Raw genomic sequence first — 19,188 nt, forward strand, 5'->3', positions numbered from 1 at the left:
TCAGCGCGCGCCGGCGTCCGGTCCGGATGGCGGCGTCGGCGTCCCGGCGACGAAGTCGTCCCAATGCCGGCGCACCGGTCCCCACCGGTCATCGAACTTCGTGGCCCGTGCGGTTGCCCTTTCCAGCTTCGCGGGGGAATACCACCGGGTGGCCCAGCGCGAGCGAGGCCGGGCGATGCGGAATGCGGCATACCACGCGACCGGAGCGAGGAAGAAGCCGATCACTGCCGTCGGATATTTGCCCTTCGCGACGGTGGCGAGCACCAGCACCAGGTGCACCAGTAGCGCGACCGTCACCGTGCCCCGGACCGCGCGGGCGGTGCCGCTCAGGCCGGTCACGCTGGTCGGCGAGACACCGACCAGCGCCATACCCAGGCAGGCAGTCACCAGCATCACGACGTTGACCGACAGCTGGCCGTCCTGCGTCCAGTAGTCGTCGGTCAGGTGGAAGATCATCGCGAATTCGTCGAGCACCAGGGACGCCCCGACGCCGACGCACAGCGCCGCCAGGTAGGCGATCGGTCCGGTCTGGCGCGCACCGAGGGCGGTGAACGCACCGATCACCAGCAGCACCGTGCCGGGCGTCGAGTGGTGCAGGTGCACCCCGCCGTCGCTGACGTTGTGGAAGGGTCCCTTGCCGGCCCGGATCAGCCGGGTGATCGTACGGGTCGTCAGGAACGTGACGACGAACGCCACGAACGCGAGCAGCAACGGACCCTTGTAGTGACCGATCACTTCGTCGTTCCACCAGGCGGACAGCCAGCCCATCCTCGTAGCGTAGGTCAGCCGCGCGCCCCCATACGCCGAATGACGGCTTCCTCAGCGAGCGACGGTGCAATCTCGCCGTCGCTCGCCGAAGAAGCCGTCATTCGCGAGAGGGGGGAGGCGCGCGTGTAGGGGAGGCCCGGGTATGGCGGGAGGCCCCGCGCTGCTCCGCCTACCAGGCCATCCGCTTGAATGGCACCCATGGAACGCACCCTGGTCATCGTCAAACCGGACGGATTCAAGCGCGGCCTCACGGGAGAGGTGCTGCGCCGCATCGAGGCGAAGGGCTACACGCTGGCCTCGCTGCAGATCATGACGCCCGACCGGGAGCGGCTCGCGCAGCATTACGCCGAACACGAGGGCAAGCCGTTCTACCAGCCGCTGGTCGATTTCATGGCGAGCGGTCCGGCGACCTTCGCGATCGTCGAGGGCGACCGGGTGGTCGAAGGTTTCCGTTCGCTCGCCGGTGCCACCGACCCGACGGCAGCCGCCCCCGGCAGCATTCGCGGCGACCTCGGGCGTGACTGGGGTCTGCCGGTGCAGCAGAACATCGTGCACGGCTCGGACTCCCCGGAGTCGGCCGAGCGGGAGATCGGCATCTGGTTTCCCGGGCACTGAGGTAGCTCCGAGCCGGACCGAGCGCAGCGCGGCGTGGGCGGATGGCAACCAGGCGCTGACGGTGCGGCTAAGCTCCGCGATGGACGCACGAACCAGACAGCAGGGAAAGCCGGTGCGAATCCGGCGCTGACCCGCAACCGTATGCCGCCCGGGACACACCGGCACCGGCGAGCCGGAGCACCTGCGCGTCCACCGGAGATCTCGTCGTGGCCCGCGAGATCCGCATCGGATCGACCACCGCGGGCCGTGATCTCGTGGAAGGCCTCCCCATGACCAGTTCTCTCCTCACCCGTGCGGGTCTCACGGGTGCGCTCGCGCTCGGCTGTGCCGGCCTCACTGCACTCACGCTCGCGGCCCCGGCGCACGCAGTGGCACCGGACGGCAGCACCGCAGCCCATTTCCTCGCCACGCAGCTCGCATCGGGTGGCGACCACTTCAGCGTGAGCTCCGGTGGCACGAGCTACGCCGACTACGGCCTGACGATCGACGGGGTGCTCGGGCTCGACACGCTGGGCTCCGGGCAGACCGAGGCCGCGCGAGCCGCCTCATACGTCACCAAGAACGCCGCGTCATACAACACCTACGACAAGGACCTGTATGCCGCAGCGACCGCCAAGCTGCTGGTCTTCGCCGAGGCACAGGGCTTGCCGACCGCGGGTTACCTCACGCAGCTGAAGTCGCTGGAGCAGCCCAGCGGGCAGTTCAAGGACCGGTCGGCATACGGCGACTACTCGAATGCGATCGGTCAGTCGCTCGCGGTCATCGGTATGGCGCGAGCGGGCCAGCCGGACAGCAAGGCAGCAGATTTCCTTGCCAAGCAACAGTGTTCGGACGGGGGCTTCCGGATCAGCTTCAGCGGGTCCTGCACCGGCGACACCGACGCCACCTCCTTCGCGGTGCAAGCGCTCGCCGCGGCCGGCGGTCACCAGACCGCAATCGCCAAAGCGGTGAACTTCATCGCGAGCGAGCAGCGAGCCAACGGCGGGGTCGTCGAGCCCGCGGCCCAGGCCGCTCCGAACGCCAACAGCACGGGCCTGGCGGCAGTCGCATTTGCAATCGGCGGCAAGCCCGAACTCGCTGCCAAGGCAAAGGGTTTCGTGCAGAGCCTGCAGTTCGGGTGCTCGGCACCGGCTGCGCTGCAGGGTGCGATCGCCTATGACCAGGCGACCTTCGCGTCGCTGACTGCTCAGGGGGCCAAGGCTGTGCCCGGTGACAAGGAACACCGCTCGACCGTGCAGGCGCTGCTGGCGTTCACCCAGCAGCCCTACCTGAAGATCCGTGCCGGTGGCAGCGCGACCGCGCCGGCACTGTCCTGCACGACCTCCAGCCCGACGTCGAAGCCGACGGGCAGCCCGACCAGCACCTCGACCTCGACGGCCACTTCCACGGCGACGTCGACGGGCACCTCGACCACGACCGGCCCGCCGATCATCACCGACGGCCCGCAGTCGGGTGGCGACAACGAGCGCATTCTCTTCGCCGGTGCGGCGGTGCTCGGTGGCGCGGCGCTGGCCGGAGCCGGTCTGCACCGTCGACTGCGGGCAGGGTCCAAGCGCTGAGTCTCCGGCCCGACGGGAGTATGCCGAGCGCGCGGTGTGGCGCGCTCGGCATACTCGCGCTCGGCGGAGCTACTTGAGGGCGTCGTCCAGGCCGGCGATCGCGAGCTCAAGCAACTGGGCGAGCCTGGCCCGCTGGGCGGTGGGGACCTGTGCCAGCACGTCGGATTCGACCAGGTCGCCCTCCCGGATGACCTGCCGGAACATGTCCCAGCCCTGCCGGGTCAGCTGCACAAGGATCCGGGTGCGGTTCTCGGCGTCCGGCGTGCGGCTGATCAGCCCCCGTTCGGCCATCCGGTCCAGCCGGTGCGTCATCGACGACGGCGCGACCGCCGTCGCGTCGGCCAGCTGTGACGGGGTGGATACGTTGTCGTCGGACTCGGCCGCCAGGTGCCGCAACACGGCCCATTCGCCGGGGGACAGGTCGTGGTGGGACAGCTGTTGCGTGTACCACTGCGACAGGCGCCGTGCGAGACCGTGCACGGCAGTGATGACTCGCTGCACCTGTTCGTCGCCACCGGCCGCGACATACGCCGCCACCTCGCTCTCGTAGCGACTTCGTTCGGTGCGCGCAGACTTGCCCATGACCGACAATTAGAACGTATGACGCAGCGCGCTCCCAGCCCGACTCTGTCGTGGACCACGACGTATGACGTTGCCGCACTCGGTGGTCGCTATCTGCCGATTAGGGACAGCGCCGTCCGGCTGCTAGCCTTGACTCGCCGTGAAACCGGCCGCGGACCAAGAGCGCCCTGGTGGAAATGCCCAGGTGCACCGCGCAACTCATGACGAACGGAGATCCCCCACTCATGCCTCTGGAGACTGCCGTCAAGGCCCAGATCATGTCCGAATACGGCACCAAAGAGGGCGACACCGGTTCGCCCGAGGTGCAGATCGCGATGCTGACGCAGCGCATCAAGGACCTCACCGAGCACGCCCGTCAGCACCCGCACGACCACCACAGCCGCCGCGGCCTGCTGCTGCTGGTCGGCAAGCGCAAGCGCATGCTCCGCTACCTCGAAGAGGTCGACATCGAGCGCTACCGTTCGCTGATCAAGCGTCTCGGGCTGCGTCGCTGAGCGCGTACACCATCACAAGACTTATGCCGACAAGGCGGTTACCGATCCGGTGACCGCCTTGTTGTCGTAGGCGGGTGACGGCAGCGAGGCCCGACAAGGATGCGGCCGCGTGCGCCATACACCCGTAATCGAAGGAAGCACCACGCACAACGACGATGCGTGGCCTGATGAAAAGAACAGGAGGGCCCAATGGAGGGTCCAGAAATCACTTTCGCCGAAGCAGTCATCGACAATGGCTCGTTCGGCACTCGCACGGTCCGGTTCGAGACCGGGCGCCTGGCGAAGCAGGCCGCTGGTGCGGTCGTCGCCTACCTGGACGACGAGACGACCTTGTTGTCCACCACTGCCGCGGGCAAGCAGCCCAAGGACCAGTTCGACTTCTTCCCGCTCACCGTGGACGTCGAGGAGCGGATGTATGCCGCGGGCAAGATCCCGGGCAGCTTCTTCCGTCGTGAGGGACGTCCCTCGACCGACGCGATCCTGACCTGCCGCCTGATCGACCGCCCGCTGCGCCCCGCCTTCGTCAAGGGGCTGCGCAACGAGGTCCAGGTCGTCATCACGGTGCTGTCGCTGAACCCGGACCACCAGTACGACGTGCTGGCGATCAACGGCGCCTCGGCGTCGACGCAGATCTCCGGTCTGCCGTTCTCCGGCCCGATCGGCGCCACGCGCGTGTCGCTCATCGACGGCCAGTGGGTCGCCTTCCCGAACTTCTCCGACAGCGCGCGTTCGACCTTCGACATGGTCGTCGCCGGCCGCCTCGTGACGGACGCCGCCGGTGACTCCGATGTAGCAATAATGATGGTCGAGGCCGAGTCGACCGAGTCGACCTGGGACCTGGTCAAGAACCAGGGCAAGCAGGCACCGACCGAGGAGATCGTCGCGCAGGGCCTGGAGGCCGCCAAGGGCTTCATCCGGGTGCTGTGCGAGGCGCAGACCGAGCTGGCGACCCAGGCCGCCAAGCCGGTGCAGGAGTTCCCGCTCTTCCTGGACTACCAGGACGACGTCTACGCCGCCGTGGAGAAGGACGCCAGCGACCAGCTCGCGGCCGCGCTGACCATCGCGGGCAAGCAGGACCGCGAGGAGAAGCTCGACGACATCAAGGAGAACCTCAAGAAGCTGCTCGCCGGTGAGGGCAAGCAGTTCGAGGGTCGTGAGAAGGAGGTCTCGGCTGCCTTCCGTTCGGTGCAGAAGCAGCTGGTGCGCCAGCGCATCCTGCGGGACAAGGTTCGCATCGACGGGCGTGGGCTGGCCGACATACGCGCCCTCTCGGCTGAGGTCGAGGTGCTGCCGCGGGTGCACGGTTCGGCGCTGTTCGAGCGCGGCGAGACCCAGATCATGGGCGTCACCACGCTGAACATGCTGCGCATGGAGCAGCAGCTGGACACGCTGTCGCCGGTGACGCGCAAGCGCTACATGCACAACTACAACTTCCCGCCCTACTCCACCGGTGAGACCGGTCGCGTGGGTTCGCCCAAGCGCCGCGAGATCGGCCACGGCGCGCTCGCCGAGCGTGCACTGATGCCGGTGCTGCCGACGCGTGAGGAGTTCCCGTACGCGATTCGTCAGGTGTCGGAAGCGTTGAGCTCCAACGGATCCACTTCGATGGGTTCGGTGTGCGCATCTACCCTGTCGCTGCTGAACGCCGGTGTGCCGTTGCGTGCGCCGGTAGCGGGCATCGCGATGGGTCTGGTGTCGGCTCAGGTCGATGGAAAGACCGAGTATGCCGCGATGACCGACATCCTCGGCGCCGAGGACGCCTTCGGCGACATGGACTTCAAGGTCGCCGGCACCAAGGAGTTCGTCACCGCCATCCAGCTGGACACCAAGCTCGACGGCATCCCCGCCGACGTGCTGGCCGGTGCGCTGACCCAGGCACGCGACGCGCGCCTGCACATCCTGGAGGTCATGCACGAGGCGATCGACGCTCCCGACGAGATGTCGCCGTTCGCCCCGCGTGTCATCGCGGTGAAGATCCCGGTCGACAAGATCGGCGAGGTCATCGGCCCGAAGGGCAAGATGATCAACCAGATCCAGGAGGACACCGGCGCCGACCTGTCCATCGAGGACGACGGCACCGTCTACATCGGCGCGACCGACGGCCCGTCGGCCGAGGCCGCGCGCGCCGCGGTCAATGCGATCGCCAACCCGCAGATGCCGGAGATCGGCGAGCGCTTCCTGGGCACCGTCGTGAAGACCACGACCTTCGGTGCGTTCGTGTCGTTGCTCCCGGGCAAGGACGGCCTGCTGCACATCTCCGAGGTGCGAAAGCTGGTCGGCGGCAAGCGGATCGACGCTGTCGAGGACGTCTTGAAGATCGGCCAGAAGGTGCAGGTCGAGCTCAAGGAGATCGACCCGCGCGGCAAGCTGTCGCTCGCGGTCGTCGAGGAGAGCAAGGGCGGTGCCGAGGAGGCAGCTCCTGGTGCGACCGAGGCGTCGGTGCCGGCTGTTGCCGACGACGCCGAGGTGGCCGAGACCGAGTCGGACGAGTCCGACGACGCGTCGGCGCGCGAGCCGCGCAAGCGCAGCCGCCGTCGTGGCGGACGCGGTCGCGGCAAGGACGCTGGCGGGCACGGTGAGGAGTCGGCGGAGGCCGACGCCGAGCCGGTGTCCGTCGAGGACTGATCCGCCATACGACCAGGACGGCCCGGTCACGCTTCGTGCGTGACCGGGCCGTCTTGTCGTTTCCGGCCGGGTCACAGCCGGCCGGCAGCAGCCGATTTGCCGCACCGGGTAACTACTACTACTCTGCGTAGTAGTTACCCGGTGTGGGTGATGACACTCACGATTTCGAGGAGATAGGTTTTATGCGTGCATTCGTCGACCGGCTGGTTTCGTGGTCAGCCGTTCTTGTCGCTGTCATCCTGTTGGTTGCCGGAGGTCTGCTGACCTGGGCCCACAGTTTCATTGGGGACCAGGTGCATTCGCAGCTGTCCCAGCAGCAGATCACCATGCCGGGCGGTCCGGCGCTGACGACTCCGGAGATGAAGAAGGAGCTCGGCAAGTACTCGGGTCAGCAGATGACCACCGGCCCGCAGGCGAAGGCTTATGCCAACTATTTCATCGCCGCTCACCTGCAGGAGATGACCGGCGGCAAGTCCTACGCCCAGATCTCCACCCAGCAGATGGCGGCAGCGGCGAAGGACCCGAACTCGGCCGAGGCCCAGAAACTGACCGCTCTGAAGCAGGAAGTCTTCCAGGGTGACACCCTGCGCGGATTGCTGCTCTACGGTTACGCATTCGCCACCATGGGCACGATCGCCGGGATCGCCGCGATCCTGTCCTACATCGGTGCCGTGCTGCTGTTGATCCTCGGCGGGCTCGGCCTGGTGCACGCTCGCAAGTCGGCGAGCGGTGCTGCTCCGGTGGCCCCGGCAACGCCCGCAGCGGGCTGAGACTGCCGGAAGGCCCGGTCGCGCGTCAGGGCGCGGCCGGGTCTTCCGGTATGCCGGGGCTTGCCCACCCTCGCCAGTATGCGGATCGCGCGGTATGGCGCGCGCTGGGCATGCTTGGGATCCTGCCGCCTCGCGCGAGGCTAGGCTCACTGCGTGTCGTTGCTGCTGACCTGCCCCGCGGGCCTGGAGGACCTCGTCCGGGGTGATCTCCTCGAGCGGGACGAAGTGCGATCGGTGCTGGCCGGTCCTGGGACGGTGCGATGTGATTCCGCCGTCGAACGTGACCGGTTGCCCGCAATGGTCGATCGGGTCGCCGTGCCGCTGGACCTGCCCGATGATGGGGGTACCGCGGCGGAAACGGCGAGCGCCGTGGGTGAAATTCCTTGGGATAGCTACGGATTGGGTGCGAGCGTCACTTTCCGGGTGCATCTGCCCGGGTCTGCGGAGCAGAAACGCCGGGCCGGGATCATCGACGCGGTCCAGGACCGCCTCGGCTGGCGCAATGACCCGTCGCACTGGGCGGTGAATCTGGATCTGTCGCGGGAAGCCACTCAGAGCGGAAGTGCTCGCGCGGAGCTGGGACCGTGGGCCTGGGCAGCCCGCTACGGAGCATTCGAACGGCTGCCGGCGACGACTCCCGGACCGGTCTCCGCTGGTCTGGTGCGGTTGGCGAAGCTGCAGGATGGGCAGACCCTGCTGGACGTGTGCGGGGGAGTAGGGACGGTACCCGTGCTGGATGGCATGCTGCGCGTCGGCCGATCCATCAGTGTCGACAACGACGGCGCATCGGTTGCGGCCGCCCGGCACAACATCGCGTCGCACGGGCTCGGCGGACGGGTCGAGGTGATCGAGGCAGACGCGGCGGACCTGCCTCTCCCGGATGGGTCCGTCGACCGGGTGGTGAGCGACCTGCCGTTCGGCAAGCGGATCGGCAGCAACGAACTCAACCGCACGCTCTACCCCGCGATCCTGCGGGAGATCGAGCGGGTGCTGACCGCAGACGGCCGGTGTGTACTGCTGTCGGATGACAAGCGTGTCTTCGCCGAATCCGTCGCGAAGGCAAGGGGTTTGAAGATCGTGGGGGAGCGGGTGATTCGCTACAACGGAGTGACGCCCACGGCATACATCGTGCGGCGCAGCCGTCGCCCGAAGTCGCGAGGCCGCATGTCACCCGGCCAGGCTTCGGGGCGGACGAAGATCAGCCCATGAGTTCGCACCAGCACGCGCGGGGGCAGCGGATCGGGTTCGCGCAGGCGCCGGTCGAGGTGCGCCAGTGGGTCCGTGGGCGGCTGGGCGACCCGATCGCCGACGTGATCGACTGCACCGGCGGTATGTCGCCCGGGCCCGCAGCGCGTCTGCGATCTGATTCCGGCACAAGGGTTTTCGCGAAGGCGTGCGGCCCCGAACTCAATCCGGACACGCCGGGGCTGATCCGCTCGGAGGGACGCTTGCTCGCCGGCCTGCCCGAGCACCCGTGCCTGCCGCGGCTGCTTGATCTGTATGACGATGGCCGCTGGGTTGCGCTGTTGCTCGAAGACCTGCCCGGCGAGCTTCCCGGGGTGCCGTGGTCGGCTGATGACCTGCGCCGAGCCAGCGGGGTGGTCGCGAAGGTGCGGCGTGTGCTCGATGACGTCAGCGCCGGTTGGCTGCCTTCGGCCCGGGGGCACGCGCCGCTCTTCACCGACGCCTGGAAGTTGCTCGGCGAACGCCTCGGCCAGGTCGATCCGTGGTGGGCGAAGCATCACGATCAGCTGGCTGCGCACGCCGAGCGGGCAGCGACACTCATCGACGGAGAGTCGGTGCTGCACTGGGACGTGCGTGCCGACAACCTGATCTTCGCGCCCGGTCGCGACGTGCTGATCGACTGGGGCCAGGCGCGCCGCGGTGCTCCGTGGCTGGACCACGCGCTCCTGGCCACGGACTGCGCCATGAGTGGCAGCGTGGTGTCAGCGATGGACTTCTTCGCGTTCGAACCCGCACTGGCGGAACGTGATCCGGCCGACCTGGTCTCGCTGATGGCTGCGGCCGCGATGACCTTTGCCGCGCGGATGTCCGACCCGGCACCTCCCGGACTACCGACGATGCCGGCCACCCGCGCGCGCTGGGCGGAGAACCTGCGCCGCGAGCTGGCCGAACTCCTCTGATCGTCCAGGGGAACGTGCCGAGTGGGCAGCAGATGCTGCGAGCCGACCGTGCTGGCGACAAGTGCTGTACTTTCGGTGGGCTCTCGGCGGCCGAAGGCTCAGACCAGGTCCAGTTCGAGCGCGCGAAGCACGGCGCGCGTGCGGTCGCGGACGCCGAGCTTGGCCAGCACCGTCGAGACGTGGTTCTTGACCGTGCCGGGCGCGAGGTGGAGGGCGGACGCGATCTCCTTGTTGGAGAAGCCGCCGACCAGCATGCGCAGGACCTCGCGTTCGCGCACGGTCAGCTCGACATGCACCGGAAGATCGGCGGGTTCGGATGCAGCAGAGGAAGATTCGCTCATCCGCTGGAGCAGTCGCTGCGTGACGGATGACGACACGATCGACCCGCCGCCCGCGACGGTCTCGACGGCGGCGATCAGGTCCTCGAGCGACACGTCCTTGAGCAGGTAGCCGCGGGCGCCCGCCCGCAGTGACTCCAGCACCTGCTCGTCGTCCTGGAACGTCGTCAGCACCAGACACGGCGGTGGGTCGTCGTGCCGGCCCAGCTCGCGCAGCACTGCGATGCCGTCCAGCACCGGCATCCGCAAGTCGAGAAGTATGACGTCGGGCCGCTCAACCGCGAGCATTTCCAGAGCTTCCCGGCCATCCGCCGCCGCGCCGACAACCTGCACTCGCCCGCTGAGCTGCAACAGGCCGACGATGCCGTCGCGCACGATCGTCTGGTCGTCCACCACGAGGACGCGGATCGAGGGTGCCACCGTCATACGTGCTCCTGCACCATGGCGCCCCCGACGGCCGACGGGGCCTCCAGCGGCGCGGACGCCTGCACCACGAACCCGCCGTTCGGCATACCGTGCCAGACAACCGATCCGCCAAGGGCCTCGAATCGCTCTCGCATGCCGCGCAATCCGTTCCCTTCTACCGCTGTGGTGGTGCCGACGCCGTTGTCGCGCACCACGACCGAGAAGCTACCGTCGCAGTCCTCCAGGGTCACCCACGCCCGAGTCGCCGCACCGTGCCGTGCCGCATTGGTCAGTGCCTCCTGAGCCAGACGCACGGTTGCGTGCCGCACGTCCTCCGGCAGCCGTTCGGCGAGGTCGAGGTCGGTGAGGTGCACGTCGAGTCCCGGCCAGGTGTGCCCCAACTCGCCGAGGGAGGCCGGGGTCGCGGGCCCTTCGCGCAACTCGCTCACGACGTTGCGCACCTGTCCGAGCAGCTCCTTGCCCGCCCGCTGCGCGTTCTCCAGGTATGGCGCGCCCTGCTCGGGCGGGAGATGGCGCGCCGTTTCCAGCGTCAGCGTGAGACCGGCGAGCCGGTGGCCGACGACGTCGTGCAGTTCCCGGGCGATCCGCAGCCGCTCTTCGGTCGCGCTCTGGGTGCGCAACTGCGCTTGCGCTTCTCGCAGAGCGTGATTGGCGCGTTCTGCGTCCTGGCGTGCTCGCTCGGCGGCAGCGACCTGGGTGGTCGTCACGAGCGCGAAGCACTCGACGAGCAGCGTCAGCGACGCGTTCAGCACGAGATTCGATGTCGCCCCGTGGGCAACGGCGAAAGCGAGCGCGGTGTTCAGCGGCAGCAATAGCACGATAGTCAGGATCGAGACTCGGATCGGAACGAAATTCGCCCAGAACGCGGTGGCGAACGCGAGCAGCATGATGCCGAAGCCGTAGATCGAGCCGAGGGCCGCGGCGACGTAGCAGCCGACGACGAGCGCACCGGCAATGGTCCAGGTCCGCGGGTTACGCGGGAAGGCGATCGGCGTCCCCGCGATCAGCGTGAAGAGCCCGCCGACGAGCGCGATGCACACCCAGTAGACGACTCGCAGCGGGTCCGGCAGGTCGGGCAGCCCGCCCAGGAAGAGCGGCGCCACCGCGAAGATCGCAATGGCGATCAGCCCATTGAGGAACTGCAACCGATCGACCATCCGCATTCCTCGACCCTAGAACCCCACGAGCCGCAGCGCCCGTGCCGAAGGTCATGGGCGGAAAGGGTGGCCGTTGGCACTGCTGCGATCGCCCCCGCACCGGCAGGGTCGAGCACATGAAACCCATGGCAGTCTTGTGCGGCGTCAGCCGCTGTTTTCGCGGCACCACGGCGGTCGACTCGGTCGACCTCGTGCTGCGTCCTGGTGAGATCGTCGCGCTGCTCGGGCCGAACGGCGCTGGGAAGTCGACATTGTTCGACATGCTGCTCGGCCTGCGGAACCCGAGCGCCGGAACGGTCAGCGTCTTCGGTATGCCGCCGACGGCGCGCCGGGCCAGAGCCCGCATGGGCGCGATGCTGCAGGACACCACCGGACCGGCCGGGTTGACCGTCGGGGAGACCGTGCGTCTCACCCAACGGCTCTACCCGCGGGTCGCTCCGGCCGGGGAGCTGCTCAGGACCGTCGACCTCGATGGGTTGACCGGCCGCCGGGTGGGCGAGCTGTCCGGCGGTGAGCGGCAACGACTTTCGCTTGCCCTCGCGCTCACCGGGAGGCCGGACCTGCTGGTCCTGGACGAACCGACCGCGGCGCTCGACGTGGCGGGCCGGCGCCGTCTGTTGCGAGCGATCCGCCGACTCGCAGCTCAGGACCGGTCGATCCTGCTGGCCACCCACGACCTGCGCGAGGCGCAGGAGGTCGCCGACCGGGTCGTGGTGCTGCACCACGGACGCAAGATCGCGGACGGCACGACGGCGGAAATCGTCGGCGCCGTCGGCGTGCGGCGCGTGCAGCTGCGTGCCGCGATCCGTGGGGAAGAGCTCGCGAATCATGGTGGTGTCCGCAGCGTTTCGCGCACCCCGGACGGCCGCTTCGACCTGTTGACCACCGACCCGGAGGGACTGCTCCGGACGCTTGTCACGGCCGGTCACCGGATTGCCGATCTCACCGTCGTCGACGCGGACCTGGAGTCCGCGTTCGTCGCACTCACCGGGGAGGAAGCGGCATGATCGAGTCGGTGCCACCAGCTCCCAGGGCCCGTATGCCGTGGGGAGGTACTGCAGCGGTCGCGATCTTCTGCGCCGAGTGGCGCAGCGGCTTCCGTAGCGGGTGGTTCGTCGCACTAGTGACCATGCCGATGGTGCTGTTCGTGCTCTTCGGCGCGACCGTGCATGGTCATCTCCGAGGTGGCCTCCCCGTCGCCGCGATGCTGATGGTTTCGTTCACATGCTTCGGTGTGGTCAACCAGGCGATCTTTGCTGTCGGCGTCGCCGCCGCGGAGCAACGCGGATCGGGCTGGCTGCGCCGGCTGCGAGTCTCGGCGATGCCGATGTGGTCGTTCTTCGGCGGCAAGGTGCTGCTCGGATTCGCCGCTGCCACAGTGGTGCTCGCCGGGAACGCGGTGCTCGCCAGATGCGTCGGCGTCGGCCTGCCGCTCGGGCACTTGCTGCGACTGTGGGTGGTCGTACTCTTCGGGGTCGTGTGCCTGGCGCCGTTCGGATTCGCCCTCGCCTACTGGGTGCGACCGGGCGCGGCCGGTGTCATCGGGAACCTGGTCTTCCTGCCGCTGTCCTACACCTCCGGGTTCATGACACCGGTGAGCGGACTGCCCGCTCCGGTCGCGGCGCTGTCGCCATACCTGCCGACACTGCACTGGGGCAATCTTGCGTGGGCAGCGATCGCCACCCAGGGGCAGGCGGCCGACTTCGGGGTCCGGTCGCCCGGGCATCCCTGGCAGGACGTGGCGATCGTGCTGGCCTGGGCGCTCGCAGCCGCGGTCCTGGCGACACTCGGGTGGCGCCGGGACCGGGACCGCGACCGGATCCGCGGGTGAGTTCAGGCGCCGAAAATTGTCCGATGCCAGGGCTTTTCGGCGACTCCGGTGATGTCGTGCATGACGTGCTTGACGACGGTGTATTCCTCGAACGAATACTGGCTCATGTCCTTGCCGTAGCCCGATTGCTTGTAGCCGCCGTGCGGCATTTCGCTGAGGATCGGGATGTGATCGTTGACCCAGACGGCGCCGGCGCGGATCTCCCGTGTGGCCCTCCCGGCCCGGTAGACGTCGCGGGTCCAGGCGGACGCGGCGAGCCCGTATGGCGTGTCGTTTGCCAGCCGGATGCCTTCGTCGTCGCTGTCGAAGGGCAGTGCGACGAGTACCGGACCGAAGACCTCGCGCTGGACGATCTCGCTGTCCTGCGCCGCGCCGGTGATCAGCGTCGGCGGGTAGTAGAAGCCGGGACCCTCCGGCACCGAGCCACCGCTGACCGCCGTCGCGCCGGCGGCGACCGCGCGTTGCGTCATACCGGCGACATGGTCGCGTTGCCGGGCGCTGATCAGCGGGCCCTGGTCGGTGGCCGGGTCGCCGGTCGGTCCGAGACGCACCGTGCGCATCAGGTCCGCGACGCCGCTCACGAACGCGTCATAGAGCGGCCGCTGCACGTAAGCGCGGGTCGCGGCGGTGCAGTCCTGCCCGGTGTTGATCAGCGACGCGGCCACGGCGCCGTGGATCGCGGCGTCGAGATCGGCGTCGTCGAAGACGACGAAGGGTGCCTTGCCGCCGAGCTCGAGGTGGGTGCGCTTCGCGGCGCCCGCCGCCCGTGCCGCGATCTGCTGGCCGACGGCCGTGGAGCCGGTGAAGGACACCATCGCGACGTCCGGATGCTCGATGAGCGGTGTGCCCGCATCGAGGCCGGTGCCGGTGAGCACGTTGATGACTCCGGCGGGAATGCCTGCGGCCCGGGCGGTTTCGGCAAACAGCAGGCTGGTCAGCGGGGTCAGCTCCGACGGTTTGAGCACGATGGTGTTGCCCGCGGCGACGGCCGGCAGGATCTTCCACGCCGCCATCTGCAGTGGATAGTTCCACGGGGCGATGGAGCCGACCACACCGATCGGCTCGCGGCGGATGCTGCTGGTGTGGCCGGCGGAGTATTCACCGGTCGCGAGGCCGGGCAGGTGGCGGGCCGCCCCTGCGAAGAACGCGACGTTGTCGATCGTGCCCGGCACGTCGAACTCGCGCGCCAGCCGGATCGGCTTGCCGGCCTGCGCGCTCTCCTGCTGCGCGAAATCTTCCGCGCGTTCGGCGAGCAGCGCGGCCCAGGCGGTCAGCACGGTGGACCGTTCGGCCGGGGTCGCGGCGGACCACGCAGGGAAGGCGCGCGTCGCCGCGTGCACGGCGGCGTCCACGTCGGCCGAGGAGGCGAGATCGAGCTGCTCGATCACCTCTTCGGTGGCCGGGTTGATGAGGGGCATGGTGCCGCCGGTGCCGGCGACACGCCTGCCGTCGATGAATTGAAACATGGTGAACCTCGTTCGCAGCTTGTTCTGAACAGACACAGGAGGCTTGAGATGCGTTGGGGTTGCAGGGAGCTTGCGACCGCAACGTCAACGCAGAATAAGCCTCAGGACCTTCGCCGTCGGTATGACGGCCGGATGCTCGACGTGCCGGTGTTTGCGTCACCGGCTTATCAGTCCTCCTGCGGTTGCGGCCGCGACCAGCGCGCGCGCCACGTCCTCGCGTCGTTCGGAGACGAGGCCGACGGTCACCCGGATGTGCTGCGGAGCTGCCGGGGCGTCCAGCTGGAACGGTGAGCCCGGGGCCGCACCGATGCCGCCGGCTGCCAGACTCTGCAGCGCAGCGACCTCGTCGAGCACCGGCACCCAGAGATTGATGCCGTCATCCCCGCCGACCGCTACTCCGGCGGATCGGAGCGACTCGACGAGGTGCCGGCGTCGCTCGGCATACGTGTCGCGTGCTGCCGCGACCTCGTGCTGGCTCGTGGGCGAGGTCAGCAGGCCGAGCAGCAGCCGCTGCAGCAGCCGGCTGGTCCAGCCCTGGCCGAGTTGCCGTTGGCGTTCGAGCGCGACGATCCACCGTGCCGGTCCGCCGACCGCCGCGATCCGCAGGTCGGGCCCGTACGCCTTGGAGAAGCTGCGCAGATGCAGCACCTGGCCGGGAAGGTGCGTGCCGAGGCTGATGGCCGCGCCGGCCGCGATGCCGTCGAGCGAGTCGTCCTCGATGACGGTGACCGCAGTGCCGGAGAGGACGTATGCCAACTCGGCGGCGCGAGCGGCAGTGAGGGAGACACCCGTCGGGTTCTGCCCGCGCGGCTGGTAGATGAAGATCGACGCACCCGCGTCCACTGCTGTCGCGAGCTGTCCTGGCAACGGCCCGTGCGTATCGAAACCGACTGGTATCGGCTGCATTCCACCCTGGTCGAGCAGGTCCAGGAATGGCGGGAACGCCGGGTTCTCCACGGCGACCCGTGCGCCGTAACTGCCCAGCAACCGCAGGATCGACTCAAGCCCATCGGTCGCCCCGTCGACGATCGTGAGCCGCTCGGGGGAGTAGGACCAGGTGGAGCGAATGCAGTCGGCGAGCTCGGGCACGACCGGGTCGTCGAGGTAGCTGTGCGGTGCGGGTGCCTCGCCCATGGCCCGCACTCCTGCGGCCAGCGACGGCAGCAGGTGCGGGTCGGGCACTCCGGTCGACAGGTCGAGGGCGAATTGCACCGGACTGCCGATCGCATGCTGGTAGCGGCGTCCGGCCAGACCGCCACGCGGCTCGGCGATGAACGACCCGCGCCGCCCGTCGGTCCGGATGGTTCCTGCCCGGCGCAACGCTGCCCAGGCCGAGCTGACGGTGGTGGGGGACAGTGCGAGCTGGTCGGCGACCTGCCGGATAGGCGGCAATTTCGTTCCGGCAGTGAGTGATCCGGCGGCGACCGCGCGACCCACTGCATCAGCGAGCCCACGCGACGTCGGCTCGCTGAGCTGGGCGGCGATCAGCTGGATCATTTTTGTGACATTACATAATACCTATTGTGTGGGCAAGTCATGTCACGTAATCTGGCTGCATGGAACAGATCCCGCACTGGATCGACGGCCGGCGCACCGCCGGGGAGTCGACGCAGACCTCGCCCGTGTACAACCCGGCGACGGGTGAGCAGACCGGCGGTCTGCTGCTTGCCACCCCCGCAGATGTCGACGCCGCGGTGACCTCCGCGTCCGCCGCGGCAGCCACGTGGCGCGCGTCGTCGCTCGCGGCCCGCACCAGCGTGCTCTTCGCCTTCCGGGAGCTGGTGCACCAGCACACCGACGACTTCGCCGCGCTGATCACCGCCGAGCACGGCAAGGTGCTCTCCGACGCTGCGGGCGAGCTTGCGCGTGGCTTGGAGAACGTCGACTTCGCGTGTGGCGTCAGCAATCTGCTCAAGGGCGACTTCAGCGAGCAGGCGTCGACGGGCGTCGACGTCTATTCCATCCGGCAGCCGGTCGGGGTCGTGGCGGGCATCACGCCGTTCAACTTCCCGATGATGGTGCCGCTGTGGATGTGCGCCAACGCGATCGCGTGCGGCAACGCGTTCATCCTCAAGCCGAGCGAGAAGGACCCGTCGGCGTCGTTGCTGCTCGCGCAGCTCTGGAAGGAAGCCGGCCTGCCGGACGGCGTCTTCACCGTGCTGCAGGGGGACAAGGTCGCGGTCGACGGACTGCTCACCGACCCCCGAGTCGACGCGATCAGCTTCGTCGGATCCACCCCGATCGCGCAGTACATCTACGAGACCGGCACGAAGGCGGGCAAGCGCGTGCAGGCGCTCGGCGGCGCCAAGAACCACATGATGGTGCTCCCGGACGCCGACCTCGACGTCGCGGCCGACGCGGCTGTGTCGGCGGCATACGGCTCGGCCGGCGAACGTTGTATGGCGATCTCGGTAGTCGTGGCGGTCGGCTCTGTCGCCGACCCGCTGGTCGAGGCGATCGGCCGTCGGCTGCCCGACCTCAAGATCGGCCCGGGCAATGAATCCACCTCGGAAATGGGCCCGTTGGTGAGTGCTGCGCACCGCGACAAGGTCGTCGACTACATCGACCGGGGCGAGAAGGACGGTGCCACCGTTGTCGTCGATGGTCGCGAAGGACGCACGGATGAGGGATTCTTCCTCGGCGTCACGCTGCTGGACAACGTGCAGCCGGACAACATCGCCTACACCGACGAGATCTTCGGCCCGGTGCTCGCCGTGGTGCGGGTCGACACCTTCGACGAAGGTATGGCGCTGATCAACAGCCACAAGTTCGCCAACGGCACGGCCATCTTCACGCGCGACGGCGGAGCGGCACGGCGCTTCCAGTTCGAGGTCGAGGTCGGCATGGTCGGCGTCAACGTGCCGATCCCGGTGCCGGTCGGCTACTACTCCTTCGGTGGCTGGAAGGCCTCGCTCTTCGGCGACACCCACATGTACGGTCCCGAGGGCATCAACTTCTACACGCGGCGCAAGGTCGTGACGAGCCGCTGGCCCGACCCGGGCAGCTCGAGCGTCGACCTCGGCTTCCCGACGAACGCGGACAAGAAATGAGCACCGCAATGACACCGGACCCGGCCGCCGCAGAGCAGGTCCGGGCCGATGACCGCGACCATGTCTTCCACTCCTGGAGTGCGCAGGCGCACGTCGACTCACTGCCCGTCGCGGGTGGATCGGGTTCGTACTTCTGGGATTACGACGGCAACCGCTACCTTGACTTCGCCTCGCAGCTGGTCAACCTCAACCTGGGCCACGGGCACCCGAAGCTGGTGGCCGCCATCCAGGAGCAGGCTGCGCGCCTGGCGACGATCGCGCCGGCGATGGGCAGCGATGTGCGCGGCGAGGCGGCCCGGCTGATCGCCGAACGCTCGCCGGGCGACCTCGACCGCGTGTTCTTCACCAATGGTGGAGCGGAGGCCAACGAGCACGCGATCCGCATGGCCCGGCTGCAGACCGGGCGCCCGGTGGTGCTCTCGGCATACCGCAGCTATCACGGGGCGAGCGGTGGGGCGATCGCGCTGACCGGCGACCCGCGCCGCTGGGAGAACGAATCCACCGGACAGGCCGTCGCGCACTTCTTCGGTCCCTATCCCTACCGCTCGGCATTCCACGCCGACTCCCCGGAGCAGGAGTCCGAGCGCGCTCTGCAGCACCTGCGCGACGTCGTGCAGTTGCAGGGTCCGCAGACGATCGCGGCGATCATCCAGGAGTCGGTCGTCGGCACCAACGGCATCCTCGTGCCACCGCCGGGCTACGTGCAGGGTGTGCGCGAATTGTGCGACGAATACGGCATCTTGCTGATCGCCGATGAGGTGATGGCGGGCTTCGGGCGGTGCGGCGAATGGTTCGCGATCGACCATTGGGGTGTCACCCCCGACCTGATCACTTTCGCGAAGGGGATCAACTCCGGCTACGTCCCGCTCGGCGGCGTCATCATGGGACCCCGCACCACGGAGCGGTTCGCCGAACGCTCCTACCCGGGCGGCCTGACCTACTCCGGTCACCCGCTCGCGTGCGCGGCTGCCGTCGCGTCCATCCACGCGTTCGAGGACGAGAACATCCTGGAGCGCACGCGCAAGCTGGGTGAGACCGTCGTCGAGCCACGGCTGCAGGAGCTGAAGGACAAGCACGCGAGCGTCGGCGATGTGCGCGGCCTCGGCATGTTCTGGGCGATCGAGCTGGTGAAGAACAAGGAGACCCGCGAGCCGCTGGTGCCGTTCAACGCCTCCGGTGCTGCCGCTGCACCGATGGGTGCGTTCGCTGCTGCGTGCAAGCAGTCCGGACTGTGGCCGTTTGTCAACATGAACCGCACCCACGTCGTGCCGCCGCTGACCATCAGCGAGGACGAACTGAGCACCGGCCTCGACATCATCGATGCCGCCCTCGACGTGGCAGACGAGCACACCGAAGGCTGATC

At 68.5% G+C, this 19,188-nt stretch carries 17 protein-coding genes; 11 read left to right on the forward strand and 6 right to left on the reverse strand.

Annotation, left to right across the window (positions count from 1 at the left end; translation table 11 throughout):
• Entirely contained in the window at positions 1-768 is a 768-nt protein-coding gene (locus EFY87_RS11870) for a hypothetical protein (protein ID WP_123271685.1), read from the reverse strand.
• Positions 769-966: 198 nt separating this feature from the next.
• Here EFY87_RS11870 and ndk point away from each other — a divergent pair, with 198 nt between their 5' ends.
• On the forward strand, positions 967-1,383 hold the full coding sequence (ndk, locus tag EFY87_RS11875) for a nucleoside-diphosphate kinase (RefSeq protein ID WP_123271686.1): 417 nt from the start codon (positions 967-969) through the stop codon (positions 1,381-1,383).
• Positions 1,384-1,652: 269 nt separating this feature from the next.
• Positions 1,653-2,942, forward strand: a complete 1,290-nt coding sequence (locus EFY87_RS20020; RefSeq protein ID WP_148043315.1) for a prenyltransferase/squalene oxidase repeat-containing protein — start codon at positions 1,653-1,655, stop codon at positions 2,940-2,942.
• Positions 2,943-3,011: 69 nt separating this feature from the next.
• Here the strand turns inward: EFY87_RS20020 and EFY87_RS11890 are convergent, their stop codons facing one another.
• Positions 3,012-3,524, reverse strand: coding sequence for a MarR family winged helix-turn-helix transcriptional regulator (locus tag EFY87_RS11890; RefSeq protein WP_123271687.1), 513 nt, complete (start codon positions 3,522-3,524; stop codon positions 3,012-3,014).
• A 224-nt stretch (positions 3,525-3,748) separates the two neighbouring features.
• Here EFY87_RS11890 and rpsO point away from each other — a divergent pair, with 224 nt between their 5' ends.
• The 5 genes from rpsO (at position 3,749) to EFY87_RS11915 (ending at position 9,557) form a co-directional block, all read left to right on the forward strand.
• The gene (gene rpsO / locus EFY87_RS11895; RefSeq protein ID WP_123271688.1) at positions 3,749-4,018 is read left to right on the forward strand and encodes a 30S ribosomal protein S15; all 270 of its coding nucleotides are present in this window, start codon (positions 3,749-3,751) and stop codon (positions 4,016-4,018) included.
• 189 nt (positions 4,019-4,207) lie between these two features.
• Positions 4,208-6,643, forward strand: a complete 2,436-nt coding sequence (locus tag EFY87_RS11900; protein ID WP_123271689.1) for a polyribonucleotide nucleotidyltransferase — start codon at positions 4,208-4,210, stop codon at positions 6,641-6,643.
• Positions 6,644-6,825: 182 nt separating this feature from the next.
• The gene (locus EFY87_RS11905) at positions 6,826-7,413 is read left to right on the forward strand and encodes a hypothetical protein (RefSeq protein WP_123271690.1); all 588 of its coding nucleotides are present in this window, start codon (positions 6,826-6,828) and stop codon (positions 7,411-7,413) included.
• 153 nt (positions 7,414-7,566) lie between these two features.
• On the forward strand, positions 7,567-8,622 hold the full coding sequence (locus EFY87_RS11910; protein WP_123271691.1) for a methyltransferase domain-containing protein: 1,056 nt from the start codon (positions 7,567-7,569) through the stop codon (positions 8,620-8,622).
• Entirely contained in the window at positions 8,619-9,557 is a 939-nt protein-coding gene (locus EFY87_RS11915) for an aminoglycoside phosphotransferase family protein (protein ID WP_123271692.1), read from the forward strand. Before EFY87_RS11910 ends, EFY87_RS11915 begins: the two co-directional genes overlap by 4 nt.
• A gap of 98 nt (positions 9,558-9,655) precedes the next feature.
• Here the strand turns inward: EFY87_RS11915 and EFY87_RS11920 are convergent, their stop codons facing one another.
• The gene (locus EFY87_RS11920; protein WP_123271693.1) at positions 9,656-10,321 is read right to left on the reverse strand and encodes a response regulator; all 666 of its coding nucleotides are present in this window, start codon (positions 10,319-10,321) and stop codon (positions 9,656-9,658) included.
• The gene (locus tag EFY87_RS11925; RefSeq protein ID WP_123271694.1) at positions 10,318-11,484 is read right to left on the reverse strand and encodes a sensor histidine kinase; all 1,167 of its coding nucleotides are present in this window, start codon (positions 11,482-11,484) and stop codon (positions 10,318-10,320) included. The genes EFY87_RS11920 and EFY87_RS11925 overlap by 4 nt, the downstream gene beginning before the upstream one ends.
• Before the next feature lie 110 nt (positions 11,485-11,594).
• Between EFY87_RS11925 and EFY87_RS11930 the strand changes: the two genes are divergently transcribed.
• A complete protein-coding gene (locus tag EFY87_RS11930; RefSeq protein ID WP_158607611.1) occupies positions 11,595-12,485 on the forward strand; it encodes an ABC transporter ATP-binding protein in 891 nt (296 codons plus the stop codon).
• Positions 12,482-13,309: an ABC transporter permease gene (locus EFY87_RS11935; protein ID WP_123271696.1), complete on the forward strand. Its 828-nt coding sequence runs from the start codon at positions 12,482-12,484 to the stop codon at positions 13,307-13,309. The genes EFY87_RS11930 and EFY87_RS11935 overlap by 4 nt, the downstream gene beginning before the upstream one ends.
• A gap of 2 nt (positions 13,310-13,311) precedes the next feature.
• Here EFY87_RS11935 and EFY87_RS11940 read toward each other — a convergent pair whose 3' ends face one another.
• Complete coding sequence (locus EFY87_RS11940; protein ID WP_123271697.1) at positions 13,312-14,775, reverse strand: gamma-aminobutyraldehyde dehydrogenase; 1,464 nt, start codon at positions 14,773-14,775, stop codon at positions 13,312-13,314.
• 156 nt (positions 14,776-14,931) lie between these two features.
• On the reverse strand, positions 14,932-16,272 hold the full coding sequence (locus EFY87_RS11945) for an aminotransferase class I/II-fold pyridoxal phosphate-dependent enzyme (RefSeq protein ID WP_123271698.1): 1,341 nt from the start codon (positions 16,270-16,272) through the stop codon (positions 14,932-14,934).
• A 59-nt stretch (positions 16,273-16,331) separates the two neighbouring features.
• Here EFY87_RS11945 and EFY87_RS11950 point away from each other — a divergent pair, with 59 nt between their 5' ends.
• Entirely contained in the window at positions 16,332-17,825 is a 1,494-nt protein-coding gene (locus EFY87_RS11950) for a CoA-acylating methylmalonate-semialdehyde dehydrogenase (protein ID WP_123271699.1), read from the forward strand.
• Positions 17,822-19,186: an aspartate aminotransferase family protein gene (locus EFY87_RS11955; protein WP_123271700.1), complete on the forward strand. Its 1,365-nt coding sequence runs from the start codon at positions 17,822-17,824 to the stop codon at positions 19,184-19,186. Before EFY87_RS11950 ends, EFY87_RS11955 begins: the two co-directional genes overlap by 4 nt.
• Positions 19,187-19,188: the final 2 nt, after the last annotated feature.

Origin of the sequence: Flexivirga caeni (genome assembly GCF_003724155.1) — a bacterium.
GTDB classification, from domain to species: domain Bacteria; phylum Actinomycetota; class Actinomycetes; order Actinomycetales; family Dermatophilaceae; genus Flexivirga; species Flexivirga caeni.